General features: G+C 55.0%; 23 protein-coding genes. 21 read left to right on the top strand and 2 right to left on the bottom strand.

Annotated elements, in window-relative coordinates:
• Positions 1-92 precede the first annotated feature (92 nt).
• Genes sufC through BQ7364_RS07650 form a run of 6 tightly spaced genes read left to right on the top strand, consistent with a single transcriptional unit; the run spans position 93 to position 5383 of the window.
• Positions 93-920: a Fe-S cluster assembly ATPase SufC gene (gene sufC, locus BQ7364_RS07625; protein WP_039864287.1), complete on the top strand. Its 828-nt coding sequence runs from the start codon at positions 93-95 to the stop codon at positions 918-920.
• Positions 913-1752: a SufB/SufD family protein gene (locus BQ7364_RS07630; RefSeq protein WP_072684178.1), complete on the top strand. Its 840-nt coding sequence runs from the start codon at positions 913-915 to the stop codon at positions 1750-1752. The genes sufC and BQ7364_RS07630 overlap by 8 nt, the downstream gene beginning before the upstream one ends.
• On the top strand, positions 1731-2963 hold the full coding sequence (locus BQ7364_RS07635) for an aminotransferase class V-fold PLP-dependent enzyme (protein ID WP_072684179.1): 1233 nt from the start codon (positions 1731-1733) through the stop codon (positions 2961-2963). Before BQ7364_RS07630 ends, BQ7364_RS07635 begins: the two co-directional genes overlap by 22 nt.
• 17 nt (positions 2964-2980) lie before the next feature.
• Positions 2981-3430, top strand: a complete 450-nt coding sequence (sufU, locus tag BQ7364_RS07640; RefSeq protein ID WP_072684180.1) for a Fe-S cluster assembly sulfur transfer protein SufU — start codon at positions 2981-2983, stop codon at positions 3428-3430.
• Positions 3427-4836 carry a Fe-S cluster assembly protein SufB gene (gene sufB, locus BQ7364_RS07645; RefSeq protein ID WP_139248594.1) on the top strand — a complete coding sequence of 470 codons (1410 nt, stop codon included), beginning with the start codon at positions 3427-3429 and terminating at the stop codon, positions 4834-4836. Before sufU ends, sufB begins: the two co-directional genes overlap by 4 nt.
• A complete protein-coding gene (locus tag BQ7364_RS07650) occupies positions 4829-5383 on the top strand; it encodes a 5-formyltetrahydrofolate cyclo-ligase (protein WP_072684182.1) in 555 nt (184 codons plus the stop codon). Before sufB ends, BQ7364_RS07650 begins: the two co-directional genes overlap by 8 nt.
• Positions 5384-5471: 88 nt before the next feature.
• Here the strand turns inward: BQ7364_RS07650 and BQ7364_RS07655 are convergent, their stop codons facing one another.
• On the bottom strand, positions 5472-5699 hold the full coding sequence (locus BQ7364_RS07655) for a hypothetical protein (RefSeq protein ID WP_072684183.1): 228 nt from the start codon (positions 5697-5699) through the stop codon (positions 5472-5474).
• A 251-nt stretch (positions 5700-5950) separates the two neighbouring features.
• Between BQ7364_RS07655 and BQ7364_RS07660 the strand changes: the two genes are divergently transcribed.
• The 13 genes from BQ7364_RS07660 to BQ7364_RS07720 all read left to right on the top strand — a co-directional run bounded on the left by BQ7364_RS07660 (position 5951) and on the right by BQ7364_RS07720 (position 20004).
• Positions 5951-6574: a recombinase family protein gene (locus tag BQ7364_RS07660; RefSeq protein ID WP_072684184.1), complete on the top strand. Its 624-nt coding sequence runs from the start codon at positions 5951-5953 to the stop codon at positions 6572-6574.
• A 118-nt stretch (positions 6575-6692) separates the two neighbouring features.
• Entirely contained in the window at positions 6693-8861 is a 2169-nt protein-coding gene (priA, locus tag BQ7364_RS07665; protein WP_072684185.1) for a replication restart helicase PriA, read from the top strand.
• A 101-nt stretch (positions 8862-8962) separates the two neighbouring features.
• The gene (gene rsmB, locus BQ7364_RS07670; RefSeq protein WP_072684186.1) at positions 8963-10201 is read left to right on the top strand and encodes a 16S rRNA (cytosine(967)-C(5))-methyltransferase RsmB; all 1239 of its coding nucleotides are present in this window, start codon (positions 8963-8965) and stop codon (positions 10199-10201) included.
• Between the two features lie 30 nt (positions 10202-10231).
• Positions 10232-11275 carry a dual-specificity RNA methyltransferase RlmN gene (gene rlmN, locus BQ7364_RS07675; RefSeq protein WP_072684187.1) on the top strand — a complete coding sequence of 348 codons (1044 nt, stop codon included), beginning with the start codon at positions 10232-10234 and terminating at the stop codon, positions 11273-11275.
• The gene (locus tag BQ7364_RS07680) at positions 11272-12021 is read left to right on the top strand and encodes a Stp1/IreP family PP2C-type Ser/Thr phosphatase (protein ID WP_006058944.1); all 750 of its coding nucleotides are present in this window, start codon (positions 11272-11274) and stop codon (positions 12019-12021) included. Before rlmN ends, BQ7364_RS07680 begins: the two co-directional genes overlap by 4 nt.
• Positions 12018-13718, top strand: a complete 1701-nt coding sequence (gene pknB, locus BQ7364_RS07685; RefSeq protein ID WP_072684188.1) for a Stk1 family PASTA domain-containing Ser/Thr kinase — start codon at positions 12018-12020, stop codon at positions 13716-13718. Before BQ7364_RS07680 ends, pknB begins: the two co-directional genes overlap by 4 nt.
• A 33-nt stretch (positions 13719-13751) precedes the next feature.
• The gene (gene rsgA, locus BQ7364_RS07690; RefSeq protein ID WP_072684189.1) at positions 13752-14615 is read left to right on the top strand and encodes a ribosome small subunit-dependent GTPase A; all 864 of its coding nucleotides are present in this window, start codon (positions 13752-13754) and stop codon (positions 14613-14615) included.
• Positions 14615-15262 carry a ribulose-phosphate 3-epimerase gene (gene rpe, locus BQ7364_RS07695; RefSeq protein WP_072684190.1) on the top strand — a complete coding sequence of 216 codons (648 nt, stop codon included), beginning with the start codon at positions 14615-14617 and terminating at the stop codon, positions 15260-15262. Before rsgA ends, rpe begins: the two co-directional genes overlap by 1 nt.
• Entirely contained in the window at positions 15256-15873 is a 618-nt protein-coding gene (locus tag BQ7364_RS07700; protein ID WP_072684191.1) for a thiamine diphosphokinase, read from the top strand. Before rpe ends, BQ7364_RS07700 begins: the two co-directional genes overlap by 7 nt.
• A gap of 113 nt (positions 15874-15986) precedes the next feature.
• A complete protein-coding gene (locus BQ7364_RS07705) occupies positions 15987-16676 on the top strand; it encodes a M24 family metallopeptidase (RefSeq protein ID WP_234973162.1) in 690 nt (229 codons plus the stop codon).
• 175 nt (positions 16677-16851) lie between these two features.
• Positions 16852-17445: a P-loop nucleotide/nucleoside kinase family protein gene (locus tag BQ7364_RS07710; protein ID WP_159432773.1), complete on the top strand. Its 594-nt coding sequence runs from the start codon at positions 16852-16854 to the stop codon at positions 17443-17445.
• Positions 17442-17939 (top strand): GNAT family N-acetyltransferase, encoded by a 498-nt coding sequence (locus tag BQ7364_RS07715; protein ID WP_072684192.1) that lies wholly within the window; start codon positions 17442-17444, stop codon positions 17937-17939. Before BQ7364_RS07710 ends, BQ7364_RS07715 begins: the two co-directional genes overlap by 4 nt.
• Before the next feature lie 115 nt (positions 17940-18054).
• On the top strand, positions 18055-20004 hold the full coding sequence (locus tag BQ7364_RS07720) for a helix-turn-helix domain-containing protein (RefSeq protein ID WP_072684193.1): 1950 nt from the start codon (positions 18055-18057) through the stop codon (positions 20002-20004).
• 249 nt (positions 20005-20253) lie between these two features.
• On the opposite strand, the gene rpmB is transcribed toward BQ7364_RS07720, so the two are convergent.
• The gene (rpmB, locus tag BQ7364_RS07725; protein ID WP_006058954.1) at positions 20254-20448 is read right to left on the bottom strand and encodes a 50S ribosomal protein L28; all 195 of its coding nucleotides are present in this window, start codon (positions 20446-20448) and stop codon (positions 20254-20256) included.
• Positions 20449-20738: 290 nt separating this feature from the next.
• On the opposite strand from rpmB, the gene BQ7364_RS07730 reads away from it, so the two are divergent.
• Together BQ7364_RS07730 and ftsZ are read left to right on the top strand one after the other, a co-directional pair.
• Entirely contained in the window at positions 20739-22004 is a 1266-nt protein-coding gene (locus BQ7364_RS07730) for a cell division protein FtsA (protein ID WP_072684194.1), read from the top strand.
• Between the two features lie 21 nt (positions 22005-22025).
• Positions 22026-23102 carry a cell division protein FtsZ gene (gene ftsZ / locus BQ7364_RS07735; protein ID WP_083538534.1) on the top strand — a complete coding sequence of 359 codons (1077 nt, stop codon included), beginning with the start codon at positions 22026-22028 and terminating at the stop codon, positions 23100-23102.
• Positions 23103-23124: the final 22 nt, after the last annotated feature.

Genomic DNA, 23124 nt, shown 5'->3' on the forward strand with positions numbered 1-23124 from the left:
ATCCGCACATCCTGAAACAGAATATGCTATAATCATTCTGGACATTTTTTGTCTGGATAACAACTCGAATCATGAGCGGAAAGGATGAGAGAATGAGTCAGCTGATGATTAAAAATCTTCATGTTGAGGTCGAAGGCAAGGAGATCCTCAAAGGGATCGATCTGACGGTCGCCGATCATGAAATACATGCTTTAATGGGTCCTAACGGAAACGGAAAATCGACGCTGCTGGCGGCGATTATGGGGCACCCGAAATATACTGTGACAAGCGGAACGATTGAATACGACGGACGCGACGTTTTGGCGATGAGCGTCGACGAGCGCAGCCGCGCTGGTTTGTTTCTGGCGATGCAGTATCCTCAGGAAGTGCCGGGCGTCACGAACTCCGATTTCCTGCGTGCGGCAATGAACGCCCGCCGGGAAAATCCGATTTCCCTGTTCTCTTTTATTAAGGAAATGGAAAAGACGATTAAAGATCTGCAGATGAAGCCGGATTTAGCACATCGTTTCCTCAATGAGGGCTTTTCGGGCGGCGAGAAAAAGCGCAACGAAATCGTGCAGATGAAAATGCTGAAGCCGTCGCTGGCGATGCTGGATGAGATTGACAGCGGATTGGACGTCGACGCTCTGAAAATCGTGGCCGACGCCGTGACGCAGATGCAGCAGGAAACGGGGCTGGGTATGATCGTCGTTTCGCATTACGAACGATTCTATCAGTTATTAAAGCCGACGCACGCACACGTGCTGATCAACGGCCGGATCGTCATGGAAGGCGATGAAACGCTGGTTCAGAAAATTGATCAGGACGGCTACGACTGGCTGTATCAACAGCTGGATCTGCAGCCGGCCAAAGAAGAAGTGAAGCTGACCTTCACCCTGGGCAGCTGCGCCGCCAGCGCAAGGGGCCGCAAGCATGGCTGAAACAGTGCTGACCCTGCATGAAAGTCCGGTCAGCCCCGTCGTTTTACAGGAAACATTGCGCGAGCTTGTCATCGACGCTTCCGCGCCGCTGACGCTGACTTTGACCGCGCCTGCGCAAACGGCCTGCTCCCTGGTCGTCCGGATCCGTCAAGCCGAAGCTCTGACGATTCAGGTGCGGGCGGAAGCGGCCAGCCAGCTCACGCTCTTGTATTGGAATGAGAGCAGCGCGCCGATCACGATTCGCGAAAGCAACGAAATTTACCGTGACGCCCGCTTCAAAGCGGCGTATGTGCAGCTGAATCCGGGCACGGTCGATCATCAGTCCAAGACCCTGCTGAAGGAAAGCGGGGCCGAGGCTTTGGTTCAGTCGGCGGTGATCGCACAGACTCAGAAGCAGTTTGTCGTCGATCTCATTCACCAGGCCGGACAGACGACGGGAATCATGGAGAATTACAGCATTGTCCTGCAGGGCGGACGCTACCGCATGGAAGCGACCGGCAAGATCGAAAAGGGCGCCCGCGGTGCCAAGAGTCATCAGACCAGCCGCGCACTGACCTTTGACGCCCAGCAGACCGCGACGATTCTGCCGAAGTTATTGATCGATGAAAACGATGTGGAAGCCAGCCATGCGACGACGATCGGACAAATGGATGAAAACCAGATGTATTATTTACAGAGCCGCGGCTTGAGCGAAGACGAAGCGATCCGCCTGGTCACGATCGGCTATCTGCTGCCGATCGCCCGGATCAGCGACGATCCAAAACTTCAGGAAGCCCTGGCTCAGGAAATTGAAACGAAGGTGAATGAAGTATGTTTGACGTCCTCAAAATAAGACAGGATTTTCCAATGTTTCACAACCGCACGATGCAGTCGCATCCGCTAGTTTATCTGGACAACGCCGCGACGACGTTCAAGCCGCAGTGTGTGATCGACGCCGTCGTGCGGTATTACACCGAGCAGACGACCAACGTTCACCGCGGTGATTATGAAATTTCCTATCAGGTATCGGAAGCCTATGAGAAAACCCGCGAAGACGTGGCGCGGTTTATCCATGCCCAGCCGAAGGAAATCGTCTTTACGGCCGGGGCCAGCGCGTCGCTGAATCTGGTGGCGTATGGCTACGGGCGGAAGTATTTAAAGCCGGGCGACGTGATTCTGTCGACGGAGGCGGAACACGCGTCCAACATCCTGCCGTGGTTTAAAGTCGTGGAGGAAACCGGTGCGAAGCTTGAATACATTCCCCTGACGGAGGATGGCCGGCTGACGCTGGAGAACTTCCGCAAGGCGATGCATGAGCAGGTGAAGATCGTCGCTGTCGCGGATATCACCAATGTGCTGGGCTATGTCGCGCCGATCGAGGAAATGACGCGGATTGCCCATGAACACGGAGCGATCGTCGTCTGCGACGGGGCGCAGTCCGTGCCGCACACGCCGACGGATGTGAAAGCCTGGGACGTGGATTTCCTGGCGTTTAGCGCGCATAAGATGTGCGGCCCGACCGGCATCGGCGTGCTGTATGGCAAATTTGAGCTGCTGCAGAAAACCGATCCGTTCATGCTCGGGGGCGGCAGCAACGCCCGCTTTGACATGTGCGGCAACATCCTGTTAAAGGACGCGCCGTATAAATTTGAAGCCGGGACGCCGAATATCGAAGGGGTGCTCGGCCTGCAGCAGGCTGTGCGCTATCTCGAAAACATCGGCATGGACAAGATTGAAGCCTACGAGCATGAGCTCAAGGCCTACGCGATTGAAAAACTGAAAAAACTGGATAACCTGATCCTGTATAATCCAACCTCACCGACCGGCATCATCGCCTTCAATGTGAAGGATGTGTTCGCTCAGGATGCGGCCGGATATCTGAATTCCAAGGGGATCGCTGTGCGCTCCGGCAATCATTGCGCTAAAATTCTGCTCAATGTGCTGAAGACCTCGGAAACGATCCGTGCCAGTTTGTATTTCTATAACACGAAGGAGGACGTCGACCGGTTTGTCCAGGCGTGCAGTGAAATTACGCTGGAAAACTGCGTCGGACTGTTCTTCTGATTGAAAGGAGGAAGTTTATGTCCAGTTTGCTGGAGGATCCGATGGTCTTGCGCGAGATCATCATGGATCACTATCAATATCCGCACAATCATAAGCTGACGGACGACGCGGGCTACCATCAGGTGCATATGGCTTCGGAATCCTGCATCGACGATATTACGGTTCAATCCAAAATCAACCCTGCGGGCAGCATCGAAGACGTGCGCTTCGACGGGGTCGCCTGCACGATCTCAACGTCGTCGACCTCGATCATGACGGAGCTGTTGAAAGACAAAAGCGTTGCCGAAGCCAAGGCGATCATCGACGAGTATTTCGCGATGATCGAGGAACAGCCATATGATCCGGAACGGCTGCAGGAGGCGGTTGCCTTCAAGAATGTCAGCAAGCAGGCCAACCGGATTAAATGCGCGACGATCGGTTGGAAAGCGATGAAGGAAATGATCGAAGAATGGGAGAAAAATCAATGAGCCGCGAACAAGAAACAGTCCTGAAGACGCAGGACGATTACCAATACGGCTTTCACGACGAGGACGTCAGCGTCTTCAAAACAAAAAAGGGCCTGACCCGGGAAACGGTGATCGAGATCTCAACGATCAAGAAGGAACCGCAGTGGATGCTGGATTTCCGTCTGAAAGCCTATGACGCGTTCGTCAAGATGCCGATCCAGGATTGGGGTCCTGACTTAAGCACGTTGAATTTTGACGATTACACCTACTATATCCGTCCGAGCAACAAGAAGGAAACGGATTGGGAAGAGGTACCGGAGACGATCAAGGACACCTTTGACCGGCTGGGCATCCCGGAGGCGGAACAGAAGTTCTTAGCCGGCGTCAACACCCAGTATGAATCGGAAACGGTTTATCACAACATGCTGAAGGAAGTCGAGGAGAAGGGCGTCATTTTCCTGGATACCGACTCCGCTCTGCAGCAGGTTCCGGAACTGGTGAAGGAATACTTCGCGACGGTTGTACCGTATACCGACAACAAGTTCGCTGCGCTCAACAGCGCCGTGTGGTCGGGTGGTTCGTTCATCTATGTCCCGAAAGGGGTAAAGCTGGAAAAACCGCTGCAGTCCTATTTCCGCATCAATTCGGAACAGATGGGTCAGTTTGAACGGACGCTGATCATCGTCGATGAGGGCGCCGACGTGCATTACGTCGAAGGCTGTACGGCGCCGACGTATTCCAAGGAATCGCTGCATGCCGCGGTGGTCGAGATCATCATCAAGGAAGGCGGCAAGTGCCGGTATTCGACTGTTCAAAACTGGTCGGACAACATCATCAACCTCGTCACCAAGCGCGCCAAGGTCGATGCGCACGGGGCGATGGAGTGGATCGACGGCAACATCGGGTCGCAGACGAATATGAAATATCCGGCCTGTCTGTTAGTCGGCGAATATGCCCGCGGCATGTGCATTTCGATCGCCGTGGCATCCCGTCATCAGGTCCAGGACGCCGGAGCCAAGATGATTCATCTGGCGCCGCATACTTCCAGTACGATTATCTCCAAGTCGGTTTCCCGGCTGGGCGGCGAGGTCAATTACCGCGGTCTGGTCCAGCATGGGCCGAAAGCGGAATACGCCCGTTCGAAGGTGGAATGCGATACGCTGATCCTGGACGAGCAGTCCCGCAGCGACACGATTCCGACAAACGTGTCGTCTTCGCGGACTTCGACGATCGAGCATGAAGCGACAGTCTCGAAGATTTCCGAGGAACAGCTGTTTTATCTGATGTCGCGCGGACTGACGAAATCGCAGGCGACAGAAATGATCATCATGGGCTTTCTGGAACCGTTTACCCGCGAGCTGCCGATGGAATACGCGGTCGAGCTGAACCAGCTGCTGAAGCTGGATATGGAGGGCAGCGTTGGATAAAAAAGCACTGCGGAAGCTGGCGCAGATGAAGCGGCACGAGCTGCCGCCGCTGCTCAAAGCGCAGTTTGATGAAAATATCCGGTCGCAGCTCATGAAGGTGCAGGAACCGTATCAGAAGATCGGAATGTATATTTCGATCAATGATGAAGCGGATACCCGCCGGATCCTGCAGCATCTGCTCGATCAGGGCAAACAGATCGCCGTTCCCAAGTGCGTCGTGCGCGAAGGGCGGAACACGCTGGATTTCTATTGGATCGAAGGGTTGGAGGATTGCATTCCTTCCCGCTTCGAGCTGTTGGAACCGGTGGCGCAGCCGTCCCGCAAAGCGGCGTTGTCCGAGCTGGAGCTGATGATCGTCCCGGTCGTCGGATTCGATTGGCGCAAGAACCGGATCGGTTACGGCAAAGGGTATTATGACTCGGTGCTAGATACCTTTCCCGGCTTGAAGGTCGGACTGGCCTACACAATGCAGCGCGTGGCTGATTTTGAGCCGGAGGCTTTCGATGTTCCGCTGGATATGATCATCACGGAGCAGGGCTCCTTGTAAACAAAGATCTCTTAAAATGAGAAACAACGATGAAAACCGGGGTGAACGCTCCGGTTTTTGATTTGATAAAAAAAGAAGCTTTCGCTTCTCATTTCTGATCTAATTGTTCCAGGCATGTCTGCCGGGCCTGCTTGGCGGTAGTGAACGCAACATCCTTTTCAAATAAATACGTTATAAAATGATTCCAGTCCGTAACCGGGAAAGAATCCGGGTCAATCTGCGTCAGGACCTCGGCAATAACGGAGTAATTATCCTGCGCCTTTAAATCAGAAATGAATAAACCGCACTGGTCTGCGATCTGATCAATTAGTGCCATAATCCTTCTCACTCCTTTATCGTTTCAGTAAAGTGTACTTTAATAAAACACCCAGCAAATCACTCTATTCTTTATTTTAATAGGTAGAACGTTTCCTGTCAAAACCTATTTTGGTAATTTTTACAGCTTGTTTCCAATGTGTCAGAAAGGTACACCTTTTTAAAACAAAGCGGTTGATCAAAGGGAGAAAAAGTTTACCATCTCCCTTTTTTCTGTGTCTATGATGTAATGAATGCATGGAGGAGGAAGTTATGTCACAGACCGTTTACGGATATATCCGCGTTTCATCAAAGGATCAGAATATCGAGCGTCAGAGGAAGGAGCTGATCGCCTATGGCGTCGCGCCACGGCGGATATATATGGATAAGCTCAGCGGAAAGGATTTTAACCGTCCCGGTTATCAGAAGCTGACGCGCCGCAAGGTCAAGCCGGGCGATCTGATCGTCGTTCAAAGCCTGGACCGGTTAGGCCGCAATTATGAAGAAATTCTGGAGGAATGGAAATGGATTACGCGTACCCGTAAAGTCCATATCAAAATTCTGGATATGCCGATTCTGGACACCAGCGTCGATCAGGATCTGGTCGGCACGCTCATCTGCAATCTTGTGCTGGAGCTGCTTTCGTTTGTCGCGGAGAACGAGCGCAAGATGATTCGCCAGCGCCAGGCCGAGGGCATCCGGATCGCCAAGGAAAAGGGCGTGCATCTGGGCCGTCCGCAGCTGGCGGTGCCGCCGGAATTCATGCCGCTGTATCAACAATGGCGGCAGAAAAGCCGGCCATCCAAGGAGCTGATTGCCCAAAGCGGAATGTCGTATCAGAAATTCTACCGCACCTGCCGGAAACTTCGCCAGCGGGAAACGAATGCCAGCCGTTAAACCGGCGCGCTGGATTCTTTTTATTGTCCGCCAAACTCTGCCGGCTTTTTCCGAACTTCCGTTTTCGCGGCGCTTAAATTATGATATGATAAAGGACAGAATTCGGAGGTGAGAGCGCATGCGGATCGCGAAAGTTTGGATTGAACATCCGGTTTTACAGCTCGATCAGGTGTTTTCTTATGACGCGCTGCAGCTGCCGGCAGAAAAGGGCAAGCGGGTGACTGTTGATTTCAACGGCCGTCAGAACGTCGGGTTTGTCGATGCGGTGACGGAGGTGGACGACGGTCAGCCGGAGACTCAGGTCAACGGGCGTCCTTTGAAACCGCTTTTGTCCGTGCTCGATGAGAACGCGCTGATCACGCCGGAATTGTTTGAGCTGGCTAAATGGATGGCGGAGGATACGCTTTCCCCGGTGATTTCCTGTTTTCAGGCGATGCTGCCGAGCAAGCTCAAGCCGAAAAGCTCGAATCAGAAAATTAAAATGGAACAGATCGCCGTGTATGTGGGCGAGCATCCGCTCTTAACACCCCGGCAGAAGGAAGTGCTGGGCTGGCTGCGGACGGAAGGCCCGACGGTTTTGGCGCAATGGCGCAAACAGTCGCCGGCGATCACCCGCACACTGGAAAAGCTGGGCTGTGTCCGGCTGGACAGCCGGCCGGTAAAAGCGCGGGAAGAACAGGCCGGTCAGGCGGAAGCCTTTCTGCCGCTGAACGCGGATCAGAAGCGGGTCGTGCAGGAAATTCAAACGAGCACCCAGGATGTGATTCTGCTTCATGGGGTGACCGGCAGCGGAAAGACGGAGGTCTATCTGCATCTGGCTCGTCAGGTGCTTGATGCGGGCCAACAGGTGTTGATTTTAGTGCCGGAAATCTCGCTGACTCCGCAGATGGTAGCGCGCGTCAAAGGCCGCTTCCAGAACGATGTGGCGATTTATCACTCCGCGCTGAACAATCAACAAAAATACGAACAATACTGCCGGGTATTTGAAAAGCAGGCTTCGATTGTCGTCGGCACCCGCTCGGCGGTGTTTATGCCGTTTGACCATCTCGGCCTGATCATTCTGGATGAGGAGCACGATTCCAGCTATAAGCAGGATTCCCTGCCGCAGTACCATTGCCGCGATATCGCCATTCATCGCGCACGTCATTTCGGATGCAAGGTGATCCTGGGCAGCGCGACACCGTCGCTGGAATCCTACGCCCGGGCGCTAAAAGGGGTGTACGGTCTGGCTGAGCTGAAAGAACGGGTCAACCGTCAGCTGCCAGTCTGCACAGTGGTCGATATGAAGAACCAGAACCGCGCGCAGTCGGGAATTCTGAGCGACGTGCTGCGCCAGAAGATCGCGGACCGGATCAAACGGGGCGAGCAGGCGATCCTGTTATTGAACCGGCGCGGATACAGTCCGCTGATCAAATGCGGCCAGTGCGGCGAAACTCTGCAGTGCCCGCATTGCGACGTGGCCCTTTCCTATCATAAATCGATTCAGAAGATGAAGTGTCATCTGTGCGGCTCGGAGTTTCCGTTGGTCACGGTCTGTCCGAAATGCGGATCGCGGACGTTTGCGGCGCCGGGCTACGGCACGCAGAAGCTGGAGGAAGAAGTCGCGCGGCTGTTTCCGCAGGCCCGTGTGCTGCGCATGGACGCCGATACGACATCGCGCAAGGAAGCCCATCAGAAGCTGCTTGAACAATTCGGCCGGCATGAAGCGGATATCCTGGTCGGCACGCAGATGATCGCCAAAGGTCTGGACTTTCCGCAGGTCACGCTGGTCGGCATCCTCAACGCCGATGCCGGCACGGCCCGGCCGGACTTTCGCAGCGTGGAGATGACGTTCGATTTGATCATGCAGGCGGCCGGGCGCAGCGGCCGTTCCCAGACGCCCGGAGAGGTTGTCATCCAGGCGTTTGATCCGAACCATTTCGCGGTTGTCGCCGGCAGCCGGCAGGATTATCAAAGCTTTTTCTATCAGGAGATGCAGTACCGGCATTTAGGCGGCTATCCGCCGTATACCTATCTGATCGCGCTGACCTTTTCCGACGTTCGGCCGGACCGACCGAAGCAATCGGCGCAGGTCGTGGCGCAGGCGCTGCGGCAATCCAGTTTGTTCAAGGTGCTGGGGCCGAGCGATCTGTTCAAGCTTCAGGATCGCTACCGCAGCCGTCTGGTGCTGAAAGGCAAGGATCTGGATCAGATGAAGGCCGCGCTGGCGCAGGTTCTCCAGGAATACCGCAAGCAGCGCTCTCAGGCGCATTTAAGCATCGACGTCAATCCGCTGATTCTCGAGTAGCGGATTTCATTCATTCCATCTATCTTTAGGGAATCGTCTGCCCTGTCCCGGCCGGCGGTTTTACAGGAAGATCAAGTATAAGCAAGCAAAGGAGCAGGCTGATGAACACAACAAGAAAAAGAGCGTGGCAGGGGCTGAACGCGATCCTCAATGAAGGCCAGTATGCCAATCTGTGGCTGCGCCAGCACGGTCAGACGCTCAGTGAGGAAGAAAAACGCTGGGTGACCGCCGTGATCTACGGCGTGCTGCGCCATCGTGAACCGCTGCGCTGGCAATGGCGGGATTTAGTGCGCAACGTGCCGGAACCCAGCGTCGCGGTCTTGCTCGACATGAGCGTGTACCAGCTTTTTTATCTCGATAAAGGCGCTGAGTACGCCATCGTCAACGACGCGGTCGAGCTGTGTCCGCAAAGTAAAAAAGGTCTGGTCAACGCCGTTTTGCGCCAGCTGCTGCGGCGCGGACCCAAACCTCTGCCGGAGCCGGAATCCATCGCGGATCTGGCGTTAGTGACCAGTCACCCGCAGTGGCTGCTGCAGCTGTGGAAAGCCCACTATGGCGAAGAAAAAATGCGCCGGATCGCGCTGGCGGACTTGGAAGAAGCGGCGGTCAGCGTGCGGATCAATCCGCTGAAATTAAGCCGGGAAGCGCTGGCGCAGCGGCCGGATTGGGTGCTGGAGTCCAACGGCTGGACGATCCGCACCGCGGGCAATCCGGTCAGCGATCCCTGGCTGAAGGAAGGAAAAATCGTCATTCAGGACCGTTCCAGCCAACAAGTCGCGCTGATGCTCGATCCCAAACCGAACGACACGGTTTTTGACGCCTGCAGCGCGCCGGGCACCAAGACGACGCAGCTGGCGGCGATGATGAACAACGAAGGCTCGATTCTGGCCTGTGATCTGCATGCCCATCGGCTGGCGTTAGTCGAGGAAGCGGCGCAGCGCTGCGGCGCGACGATCATTCAGACCCGGACGCTCGATGCCGCGCAGGCGGACCAGCAGCTGACCGGGCGGCAGTTTGACCGCGTGCTGCTGGACGTGCCGTGCAGCGGATTGGGCGTATTGCGGCATAAGCCGGAAATTCTGCTGCGGCTGACGCCGGACTCGCTGGACGAGATCGTCGCGCTGCAGGCTGCGATCCTGACTCATTGTGCGCCGCTGTGCAAATCGGGCGGAACGCTGGTTTACAGCACCTGTACGCTCAACCGCAAGGAAAACGACAAGCAGGTCGCCGCGTTTTTGCTTCAGCATCCGGAATTTAAGCTGCTGGCGGAACAAACGATCTTCCCGGATGAAGGCGCGCAGGATGGCTTTTATATCGCGAAAATGACCCGCCGCGGTTAAAAATATGATAGAATAAAGGACGGTGATAGAATGAAAACAATTTATGATTACAGTTATTCCGGACTTGAGGAACTCGTCCTCAGCCTGGGATGGAAAAAATACCGGGCCGATCAGATTTTTCAATGGCTGTACCGCAAGCATGCGACGTCCTTCGATCAGATGACCGATTTAAGCAAGGAGATGATCGCAGCGCTGAAGGAACAGTTCTGCATCAATCCGATCCAGCTTGTTGAAAAGCAGGTGTCGCGCGACGGCACGATCAAGTTTTTGTTTGAGCTGGGCGACGGGGCGTTGGTCGAGTGCGTCTTGATGACCTACAATTACGGCCGCTCCTTATGCGTAACCTCGCAGATCGGCTGCAACATGGGCTGCACGTTCTGCGCCAGCGGTCTGCTGAAAAAACAGCGGGATCTGACCAGCGGTGAAATGGTCGCACAGGTCATGACCGTGCAGCTGGAGCTGGACAAGGAAGAAGACCGGATTTCGCACGTCGTCGTCATGGGCACGGGCGAACCGTTTGACAATTATGACAACGTGCTGAATTTCTGCAACACGATCAACCATGACAAGGGGCTGGCGATCGGCGCCCGCCACATCACGATTTCGACCAGCGGGCTGATTCCGAGCATCGATCGGTTTGCGGCCGAGCATAAGCAGTACAACCTGGCGATCTCGCTGCACGCCCCGACCGATGAGCTGCGCAGCCGGATCATGCCGGTCAACAAGGCTTATCCGTTAGGGCCGCTCATGGCCTGTCTGCGGCGCTATTCGGTGGAGAACAACCGCCGCCTGACGTTTGAATACATTCTGCTTCAAGGCGTCAACGACACCAACGAGATGGCGGTGAAGCTGGCTTCCCTGATCCGCGGCATGAACGCTTACGTCAATCTGATTCCCTACAATCAAGTCGATGAAAACGGCTATAAGAGTACAGATTACAAATCCGCAATGCGCTTTTACGACGTGCTGATGAAGCAGGGCGTGAAAGCAACGCTGCGCCAGGAGCACGGCAACGACATCGACGCCGCGTGCGGGCAGCTGCGCGCCAAGCATGAAAGGATGCGCGGGCAATGAAGTGCTTCGGCGCTACCGATACCGGCTTGGTCCGTGCGAACAATCAGGACAGCTATGTCATCGCCTCCAATGAGGTAGGCGATGTTTTCGCTTTGGTCTGCGACGGCATCGGCGGGGGCAATTCCGGCGACGTGGCGTCCCAGACTGCGATCCAGTATTTCAGCGAGGTGTTCAGCGCGAACAAAGGCTTTAAGGATGAGGAGGAAGCTCTGACCTGGCTGCGCTATCAGATCCGCAAGGCCAACGACACCGTGTTCACGCTTTCGACAACCCGCCGGGAATATCAGGGAATGGGCACAACCCTGGTCGGGGTGCTGCTGATCCCGCAGGGCAGCTACGTGATCAACGTCGGCGACAGCCGCGCCTACGCTTCGTTTCAGGATGGCAGCTTCCGCTGCCTGACGCAGGATCACACGCTGGTTCAGGATATGGTCAACCATGGCGAGCTGAGCGAGGAAGAAATGATGAATCATCCGAAGCGGAATATGCTGACCAACGCCCTGGGCATCTGGTCCAACATCCGCATCGATCTGACGCGGATTGACGATCCGGCGGATACGTTTTTATTATGCTCCGACGGACTGCACGGCTATGTGCCCGACAGTGTGATCGCCAAGGTCATGCTCGACAGCCGCCAGACGCTGCAGGCCAAAAGCAAACAGCTGATGAATCTGGCGCTGCTGCAGGGCGGCTACGACAACATCACGATCATCCTGATCCAGAAGGAAGCGGGGGATAAGCGATGAACAAAATGATTGCCAAGCGCTACATGGTCGTCAAGCACATCGGCCAGGGCGGAATGGCGGACGTCTATGTCGCCGTCGACACGCTGCTCAACCGGGAGGTCGCGGTAAAGGTGCTGCGCGGGGAATTAAGCAACGATCCCGTCGCGCTGCTGCGGTTTCAGCGGGAAGCCAATGCCTCCACGGCGCTCTCGCATCCCAATATCGTCGACATATACGACGTTGGCGAGGAAAACGGCTACCATTACATCGTGATGGAATACGTCCGCGGCAAGGATCTGAAACAGCTGATCGCCCAGCGCGGCGCTTTGTGCAAGGAAGAAGCCGTGGCGATTATGAAGCAGTTGGTCAGCGCGGTTGCCGAAGCGCACCGCTGCAATATCATTCACCGCGATATCAAGCCGCAGAACGTACTGATCAAAGACGACGGCACGCTCAAGGTCGTCGATTTCGGTATCGCGCTGGCGCAGGATGCGCTGCAGCTGACGCAGTCGGATTCGGTCATGGGGTCGGTTCACTATCTTGCCCCGGAGGTGGCGCGCGGGGAAGCCGCAACGCGCCAGAGCGATATTTATTCCTTAGGCATTGTGTTCTACGAGTTGCTTTCCGGCGAGGTGCCGTTCCATGGCGAACAGGCCGTACAGATCGCGATGAAGCACATGCGCGAGGAAATCCCCTCGATCCGCAAGCTCAATCCGCAGCTGCCCCAGGCCGTTGAAAACGTGATCCTGCGGGCGACCGCGAAAAATAAGAATTTCCGCTATCCCAGCTGTGAGGTCATGCTTCAGGATTTAACGACCTGTCTGTCCCCGCAGCGCGCTGATGAGCCGCGCGTCGTGTTCAAAACGCCGAGCGAGGGCAACAAGACGATCGCCATCGACACGGCCCGGCGCAAGGAGAGCGGTTCCTCACATCCCTCAGCCAAGCCGAACAAAAAGAAAAAGAAACGGAAGAAGAAAAGCAACGCCTGGGTAGGCCTGCTGATCACCGGGTTAGTCGTACTGTCAATCGCGGCGGTGGTCTTTATCCTCGCGCTGACCGGCAACTGGGGCGGCAAAAGCCAGCTGGTCGAAGTGCCGCCGTTGATCAACCTGACGGTCGAGCAGGCAGCTTCCACGCTCAGCGACGCCGGGCTGGAGCTGAACCGCGCGGAGATCAGCTACGCGTTAACCGACGACGTGGAGAAAGACCGAATCTATGAAAGCGATCCGGCCGCGGGTACGGCACTGACGGGCGGCAGTCAGGTGAAGATCAAGGTATCGCTGGGCCGCTATGTCGTCGTTGAAAATTACGTCGGAATGAAGATCGGCGAGGCCCGCGAAAAGCTGGAGGGTTCCAATATCCGCATTCAGACAAGCCAGGAAGCCAGCGACAGCGCGCCGGGCACGATCCTGCGACAGGAACTGCTCGATCCACAGACCAAGATCGATCCGCAGAAAACCAATACGATCCGGTTTGTGATCGCCGCGTATCCGACCTTCCAGATTGACTGGTCGATCAAAGGCATGGACGTCTTTGAGGCCCAGTCGCTGTTGGAAAGCCAGGGTGGGGAAGTCATGCTTTCCGTGCTGGATACCAGCGGTATGAGCGAGGAAGAAGCCGCGAATCTGCCGCGGGGCGTCGTGATCAACTGTTCACCGGGTTTCGGCACGTTGTATGAACAAAATGAAGACAGCTATATTACCTTATATTATTATTAAAGCATCCATCGGAACGATTAGAAAAGGAGCGTTATGATCGGAAGAATAATCAGAATTATTTCCAACCAGTATCTGGTTGCGGACGAGGAAGGCCGCCGCGTGGCATGCGTGGCGATGGGCAAGGTCCGGCGGCAGGACAAACCGCGCGTGGGCGATTGGGTCGAATATACGGATTTCGGCGATCAGACCGGAATCGAGCGGATTCGTCCGCGGATGAACTCCCTGATCCGTCCGCCGGTTGCCAATGTCGATCAGGCGCTGATCGTCATGTCCGCGAAGGATCCGGATTTTTCCTGCACGCTCGTCGACCGGATTCTGTTTCTGATCGTCAACGCTTCGATCAAGCCGGTGCTGTGCATCACCAAGATGGATTTAGTTCAGCCGGACGACCCGGTTCACGGCTGGATTGAGGATTACCGCCAGAGCGGATATGAAGTTGTGCTGAGCGGCCGGGAGGAACTCGATGAAAATCTGGCCGGGGTGCTGCGGGGCAAGGTGACGGTGCTGACCGGCCAGAGCGGCGTCGGCAAGTCTTCCTTATTGAATAAGCTGAATCCTGAGTTTCAGCTGCAGACTCAGGAGATTTCCAAGGCGCTGGGCCGCGGCAAGCATACGACCCGGCATGTTGAGCTGCACGAGGTAGCCGGCGGCTGGGTGGCTGATACGCCAGGCTTTTCCTCGCTGGATTTCAGCCGCATGACGCCGACCGAGCTGGCGCAGAGCGTCCCGGACTTCGCACCGTATTTAGGCCGGTGCCGGTTCCGCGACTGCATTCATCAAAACGAACCGGGCTGCGCGATCAAGCAGGCCGTGGAAGACCGGCAGGTCTCCCGGATCCGCTATGCGGACTATTTGGATTGTCTGACCCTGGTGCAGGGCCGAAAGGAGAAATATTGATGACGATCATATCCCCCTCGATTTTATCGCTGGATTTTTCCCAGCTGAATTCCCAGATGGACGCGGTCAACGCCTCCCGCGCCCAGTGGCTGCATTATGATGTGATGGACGGCCATTTTGTGCCGAACCTGACGTTCGGTCCGGATATTCTCAAGGCGTTCCGCAAGCTGACCGACCGCCAGCTGGACGTGCATCTGATGATCAGCGATCCGCGGAAGTACGCGCCGGTCTTTGCCCAGGCGGGAGCGCAGTGGATCACGTTTCATTACGAAGCGATGAACGATGCCCAGGACTGCCGCGCGCTGGCCAAGGAGCTGCGTGCGTTGGGCGTGAAGCCGGGCATTTCGATCAAGCCGCAAACGCCGGTGTCCGTGCTGGAAGCGTTGTGGCAGGATTTCGATCTGGTGTTGGTGATGTCGGTGGAACCGGGCTTCGGCGGGCAGCAGTTTGATCCGTCGGCGCTGGATAAAATCGCCGTGCTGCGCCAGTGGGCGCAGGCGGCTGGCGCTGATCTGCGGATCGAGGTCGACGGCGGGATCAACGCCGAAACCGGGAAGCTGTGCCGTGAGGCCGGCGCGGATGTGCTGGTCGCGGGCAGCTATATCTTTAAAAACAACATTGTGGAAGCCGTTGATTCGTTATGTTAAAACCGTGCACGATCGTGCTGGGGCTGGCGCAGGACTGTGCGCTGGCTGAAGGGGATCTGATCGGCGCGGACCGCGGGGCGCTGATCTGTGCTCAAGCACACCGGCGAATGGTGATGGCGATCGGTGATTTTGACTCGGTCACTCCGCCGCAAAAGGAACTGATCCGGCAATATGCCGATCAGATGCAGGTGCTGCCGGCGATGAAGGATGAAACCGACGCGCTGTCGGCGCTGCGCTGGGCTGCCGGTCAAGGCTATAACCCGATGGTTCTGATCGGCGGGGTCGGCGGAAGGCAGGATCATCAGCTGGCCAATCTGCTTCTGGTTATGCATCAGAAGCTGCCGGTCATCCTGCGGGAGAAAAACAATGAATTGTTCTGTCTGGATCCAGGCCGGCATGTGTTTCATCCCGATGCCCGCCGCTTCATTTCCTTTTTCGCGGTGGAGCCGGCGGTGCTGACGCTGGAAGGATTTCTATATCCGCTCGATCATTATGTGATGGAGCGCGGCGACACGATCGGCATCTCGAATGAAATCGCGGCGGACGAAGCGGTGCTGACGCTGGATCAGGGCCGGCTGCTTGTCGTCCGCAGCCGCGACGACGGCGAATAATCCAATTTTCAGCGAAGGAAAGCCGTACAGACGCATGTTTGAAAACAAAATTATTAACCAGCCTTATTTCCTCAACAGGGAGTAAGGCTTTGTCTTTAAAAGGAGAGATCAGCGTGGATTCTTTAACGATGCAGAATTTAAGCCGGGCGACGATGGAATACCTGATACAGAATTTATCGGCAGGGATGTCGTTAGTGGAAGTAAGAAGCTTAAGCGAGCGGTTTATGCTGGAAAACGGAGCCGATTCATTTTGGTACTATGATGTTGGGGCGTTTGTTTTTTCCGGGGAGGAAACGACAATCTCAATTTCCGGGAAAGACTATACAACCGCGGACCGGCGGATTCGCGAGAATGATCTGCTGACCGTAGACCTGAGCCCGCAGTGTCAGCGGATCTGGGGCGATTACGCAAGAACGCTTGTGATCGAAGCTGGGAAGGTGGTCGTTCATCCAAAGGATATCCGCCATCCGGAATGGAAGCGGGGACTGCGCATGGAAGACCATTTGCATCACGTTTTGACGGAGGCTGCAACGGAAGCCATGACGTTTGAGGAGTTATATTTTGTCATGAATGAAGAAATCACAAAGCAAGGCTTTGTGAACTTGGATTATCTGGGAAATCTGGGCCATTCGATCGTTCAGGATAAACAAGATCGGATCTACATTGAAAAAGGGAATGGTACGAAATTGTCGGACGTTAAAATGTTTACCTTTGAACCCCATCTTTGTCTGCCGGGTTCGCTTTATGGCTTTAAGCAGGAAGACATCTATTATTTTGAAAAGGGCAAGCTGAAGCGCTTGTAAGGGCAGGCGGGCTGAAGATGCGGCATCGTTTTCCTGCTTGATGAAGATGATCCGACTTAACCGCAGGAATCAAGACCGTGAGTCCGTTGGCGGAATGCCGCCGGTGCGGTATAATGAAAAAAAGGAGTAAATAATCAAGCCTTCCTGATTGAGAGTCTTGATTTTGAACATGACGATGAAAACTTGTATTTGTATTGCCGGGATGCCGGCCAGCGGAAAAACCACGGCGGCGCTCCGGCTCAGCGAAAAGCTGGGGATCGCGATGTTGTCCAAGGATGAGATCAAAGAGAAGCTGTTCGACCGGATTGGTTTTCAAAGCCGGCAGGAAAAGGTTCAGCTCGGTCTGGCGGCGATGGAAATTCTTTATTATGCGGCAGAGCGTTGTTTAGCGGCCGGTCAGTCGGTGATTCTGGAGAATAATTTTGAGGATCTTTCCCAGCCGGGCTTGCAGGCGCTGCAGGAGCGAACCGGCTGCCGGATGATCACAATTCTGTTCGATGGGGAAACCCGGGCGGTTTATGAGCGGTTTGTCAAGCGTGATCAATCGCCGACCCGGCACCGCGGCCATGTTGTGAACGACCGGTATCCGGAAGTCGGCGTCCCGACAGAAGTGCCGACTTTGAGCTTCGATGCTTTTGAACAAAGTATTGCGCAGCGCGGATACCGGCGCTTTGCGATCGGTACGCTGATCCCGGTTGACTGCACGGATCCGGCGCGCATCGACGTGGAAAGGCTGGCGGAACAAATCCGGGAGCAGATGGACGCATGATCATGATCGAAGCTAACGCCGGGTTGGCGGACAGGCTGGCAAAGCTGAAACGCCGGGTGTGGCAGGAAACCTATACGGGAATTTATCCATCGCAAAAACTTTTAGAGTTTGATGAAGCCCGGCACGTGGAAAAATTCCGGCGGTTGATCGCGGATCCGACAAATCAGGTCGTGCTGCTTGGCGAGGAAGGGCAGGACGCCGGCTATTTTGTGCTGGGAAAACCCCGCTTGGGATGGACCGAATTGCCGATCAGCGTCAACGCCCTCTATTTGATATCCGATTTTCAACATCGCGGGCTGGGACGGCAGGTCTGGCAGGAAATTGAACGCCGGGTAAAGCAGGCGGGATTCACGGTGTTTGGCTGCCGCTGCAATGAGCACAACGAACGCGCGCTGGCGTTTTACTTCCGGCAGGGCGGCGTGATAATTGCGCGGGAAAGCGGGCATGCGGATCGTTCGGAAGATCAGATCTCCCTGCTTTTTCAACTTGAATAAAACAGAAGGATGGAGGATCCAGGCAACCGTCGGTTGCCTTTTTGTTTTGTTGGTTTCCGGGCTGGAAATGCCGTTTTGATCGTGCTACACTGGTTTCTGTCGAAAGGAGTGGACGATGGTGAAATTAGCGGAAAATATTCAGCGGCGGCGCAAAGCGGCCGGCTGGACACAAGAACAGCTGGCTCAAAAATGCGCGGTTTCCCGGCAGGCGGTGTCAAAGTGGGAGGCCGGACAATCAGTTCCCAGTCTTGATAAACTGCGTCAGTTAGCGAATTGCTTTGGAATTTCAGTCGACGAGCTCGTTCAGGATGACCCTGCCGCTGCGCAGACGGAAACGCTTCAAGCCGGATCGCCTTCACTGGTCGAGCTGGATCAGGCGCGGCAAACCCGGCAGCGACGCCACGGCTGGACTGCGGCGGCCATCGTATGCCTGATCGTGGCGGTCGGAATTCTTGCGCTTCAAATTGTGACGTACACGATCGTCCGTGCCCGAGGCTGGGAATACATTGCGGACTGGATTTCACCGCTGTTAAATTTAATGTTGGTTCTGGCATTGGCTTTATCCGGCAGCGTTCTGATCCGCACGCCCAGCTGGCGAAAAAGCGGCTTGGGCATCGCGCTGGTGCTGATGGCGGGGTTTGGCTGGCAGCTGCAGCAGGCGATCCAGCAGCGGCCGACGACGATCAGCTTTTCGGCTGACGGCCGTCATCAGGTCGTGATCAAGCAGGATAAAACAACCGGGAAGACTGTGCTCTGCCGCAGCCGCTATGGTCTTTACCGGCGTGAAAAAGACACGTTTCCCTATACGGTGGAAGGGCCGGTGAAGCTGCAGTGGCTGGCCGAGGATGTCTGTGCAATCACCTATCAAACGCTGGACCGGAGCGTTCATCAGATGATCGCGACGTTTGGCGACCGCGGCGATCCGATCAGCTATCATAACATGGCTTCGGCGATCCAGGGCGAATGGTCGTTGATGGAAACCAACGCGGCCGGCTGGAAAATCGTAGTCGACCGCACGGGAATTCATCTGGAAAATGGAACGCTTCAGGAAGATTATGCTTATGACGACGCGGTGCCGTTCGGGACGCTGGCGCTGGCGTTGTGCCGGGACGGACTGCCGCAGTGGACGCTGGTGTTAAGCGAGGAGGGAACGTTGAACGAACAGGATCTGTTCATCGACGGTTCGCTGATTCTCTGTCCGGTCGCAATGAACCCGACCGCGCCGCTGAACTTTGTCCGCACCTCGCCCCTGCCTGATGTCGGTTTATTTCAGACCCCGGACCTTCCGGAGGAAGACGAAACGCCGTTGGTTGAAGTGATGCGTCAGACGATCCTTGCGGATCCGACGTTATCGCAGCCATTACCCAACGGCGCAATGAAGCTGGACACCGCCAGCACCGATCCGCTCTGGCTGAGTTTGTTGACCCTGCGTCAGCGGGATGAAGGCTATCGGGTTAACGGCGTCGATATCCGCGTGGAACTGGCTTCTGTACAAGTGCTGGCGGGGACCGATGCCGATCAGCTCGTGGAGGTCAAAACGAACGAATGGGCGGTTTCCCCAGGCAACCAGGGCGCCGGACCCAGCGGCGAAGCGTTTACGATGACCTATAAGCTCCGTTTGATGCGGGCGGAGAACGCCGTGTTGGCAGCGCTGATGCCTTCCCTGGAGGAAGGAATGAGCGGACTGGAGCCCGTGGAGCTGGAACCTGAGTTTCCAGCGGTGCCGGAATTGGTGCATTATTTTGTCAGCGGTCTTTATGATACAACCTATATGTATATTAACCGCCGTTCCCCCGCACAGGCGATGCAGATCCTGCTGGATGAAGCCTTTGCGCAAAAGGAAGCTTCGCTCAGCACCGATGGGCAGCAGGCGCTGCTGGAAAGCGACGGCGGTCAGACGCTGTGGCTGCTTTACGATGGGATCGCGGAAGACCGGCTTCACTATCGTTTCTGGCTTGTCCGCTGCGAAGGACCGGACTGGCTGCATTGCGACGGCCTATGGCAAAGCGAAGGGGAGTACACGATCCCGATCCGGGAAGCGGAAAACAATGCCCAGCCGGAGTAATCGTTCGATCCTGAAATAAAGCAAAAGTTGAGTGAAAAACGCCTGGAAGTATCTGGAAAAAAAAGACCGCAGACGATCGGAAAAAGAACAATTTTCCTGGGCTGCGGTCCTGTTAAATAATTTTTTTTCTAAATACCGAGATTAAAATAATTAGCCTGCTTGCAGCAGCGTCTTCCGGCTTTAACCTGACAGAGACCAGCCAGAGAGAAACTTGAGCCAAGAAAAAAAGGAGCGTGAACTCCTTTTTAATTAACCGTTTTTCTGCTGAGCCTTCAGTGTTTTTAAAGCACGGGCGGAAATACGGATTCGCTGTGGCTTACCATCAACCATCACTTTAACTTTTTGTAAATTAACGTTCCACTTGCGGCGGGATGCGTGCAGGGAATGAGAACGCTTATTTCCTGATAAGGCTTTTTTACCGGATACGGCACATACTCTAGACATTAACCGTAACCCCCCTTTCTGTCTTAATTTCGCTTGTAAACTATAACATGATCATCCAAAAAATGCAAGGCGTTATCCGAAAAAGGTGATAAAGAAAAAGGATTTTTTTACAACGGCGGCTTGGAAATACGAAAAACCGCCGGATTTCTGCCAAAATCGCCAGCGTTCGCAGGAAGCTGACATCATTTTTATCCGGCGTGGAAGGCAAAGCGAATTGTTGGAAAAATTCTTTTGTTGAATAGTGTTTTATGATATAGTATATATGTGTAGCTCAGGGGGTCGAAAAAGGCATGGACAAGCAGATTTTCGCGGCGCTGGAGATAGCGGATCACGAAGTTAGATTGCTGGTAGGCGAGTTCTTCAATACTCGCTTTAATATAATCAAAGTCGAACGGGTTCCTGTGGCGGGCGTTCAGTTTCATCAGCTGACGGAACCCAATGAAATTGTCAAAGCGATCCGGAGGGCGGCGGAAAACGCTTCCCGCATGATCGGTGCACGGATTGAACGGGTTTTGTTATCCATTCCCTCGCGGGATATGATGCGCAAATCGCTGAAGATTACGGTGCCGGTTTCTTCTTTTGACCGCCGGGTAACCGTTCTTGATGTTCGGGAAGCGGTTAAAAACGCCATGAAAACGAAAATTGAGAACGGACTGGCGCTGATCAGCGCAGTGTGCGTGCGGTATACGTGCAATGGGATCTCGACGCGGCGGATGCCGATCGGCGAGCTGTGCGACGAGCTGACGGTGGACGTCGATTTGTTATGCGCGAACCGTAAGATCGCGTTTGAATATGTCAGCTGTGTCGAACAGGCGGGGCTGGAAGTGCTGGATATCAGTCTGGACAGCTTTGCGATCGCGAAGGAAGCGGCGTTGTTCGAGCAGACGATGGATCAGAATTTAATTTTAATCCGGCTGGAAGAACAGACGACGACTCTGTCGCTGTTGTCCAAGGGCAAGCTGGCGAGCTGTGAGATTATCGAACAGGGAATCGATCAGTGGAGCCAGGCGCTGGTGGAACGGTACGAACTGCCGCTGGCGGAAGCCGTCCGCTTAGTCAAATACAACACGCGATTGAATCAGCGTCGTCCGGTGCAGACGCCGATCTATATCTGGTCAAAAAATACAAAAACGTACACGCTTTCCGAAAAGGAACTGTGCGAAGCGATTCGGGAACCACTGGAATCCTGGATGGAACAGATTGAACAAATGTGCCGACCGATCCTCAAAGCGGGCAAGACGCAGATTGTGATCGTCGGCGAAGGCGGCGAGCTGCAGGAAATCGCGGAATATGTCCAGGATCATCTGGGAGCGCCGGCGAAGGTGTATTATCCGGAAACCCTGGGTGTGCGCGACAGTGCGTTAACCGGGTGTCTGGGATTGTTCTATGCTTACAAGGATCAGCAGCCGCTGTTAAATACCGATCAGGTCGGCGTGAACGCCGCACAGTTTGAAAAAGCGGTGACGATCGGCGGGTTGAAGAAAGAAAAAACCAGCGTTGACGATTCGATTACAAAACGATTAAAAGACATGCTTTTTGAAGCCAAACAGAAATAGGAAACGAGAGGATGAATGAAGATGGATTTAGAATACAATCAGGTTGCGAAAATTAAAGTCTTCGGCATCGGCGGCGCCGGCTGCAACGCCGTGAACCGCATGGTCGAGGAAGGCGTTCAGGGCGTTGAATTCTATGTCGCCAATACCGACATGCAGGATCTCAACAAGTCTCCGGTAGAAAACAAAATTATACTGGGCCGGGAAACAACCCGCGGCTTAGGCGCTGGTGCGAACCCGGAAATGGGACGCAAGGCGGCCTTGGAAAATGAAGAAGAAATCCGCGAAGCGATGCAGGGTTCCGATATGGTCTTTATCACCGCCGGCATGGGCGGCGGCACCGGCACCGGCGCTTCTCCGCTGTTTGCGAAGATCGCCAAGGAAATGGGCGCGCTGACCGTCGGCATCGTCACCAAGCCGTTCTCCTTTGAAGGACCGCGGCGGATGGCGCAGGCCGAAGCCGGTTTAAGTCAGTTGAGCGAATTCATTGATTCTCTGATCATCGTTTCCAACAACCAACTGCTTCAGGTCATCGGCCGGATTCCGTTTGTTGAAGCGTTTAAAGAAGCGGATAACGTTTTGCGTCAGGGCGTGCAGACGATCACCGATCTGATCGCGGTTCCTGCCATGATCAACCTCGACTTTGCGGACGTGCGCTCGGTCATGGAAGGTCAGGGCAGCGCGCTGATCGGCATCGGTATTTCCCAGGGCGATAACAAGGCTCAGGAAGCGGCGCAGAAAGCGATTCAGTCGCCGTTATTGGAAGCTCAGATCAACGGCGCCAAGAAGGCGATCGTCAACGTCACCGGCGGCGCGAACATTTCGATTTACGACGCGAACGACGCAGTCGAATACATCCGTGAAGCGGCCGGCAATGACATCGACATCATCTTCGGCGTAGCGATTAACGAGAAGATCGGCGAATCGATCATCGTGACAGTCATCGCCACCGGCTTTGATCTGCCGAAGATCAAGGTGCCTTCCCAGGCGAAACCGTCGGTCAAGGTCGCGAATAAGATCACGGAAGAAATCAAAAAGGAAACGGAAGAAGACGAGGAAGACAACAGCGGCATCCCAAGTTTCTTTCTCTCCCGCAAATAAACGAACGTGAATGAAGACGGAG

Origin of the sequence: Holdemania sp. Marseille-P2844 (assembly GCF_900120005.1) — a bacterium.
Taxonomy (GTDB): Bacteria; Bacillota_I; Bacilli_A; order Erysipelotrichales; family Erysipelotrichaceae; genus Holdemania.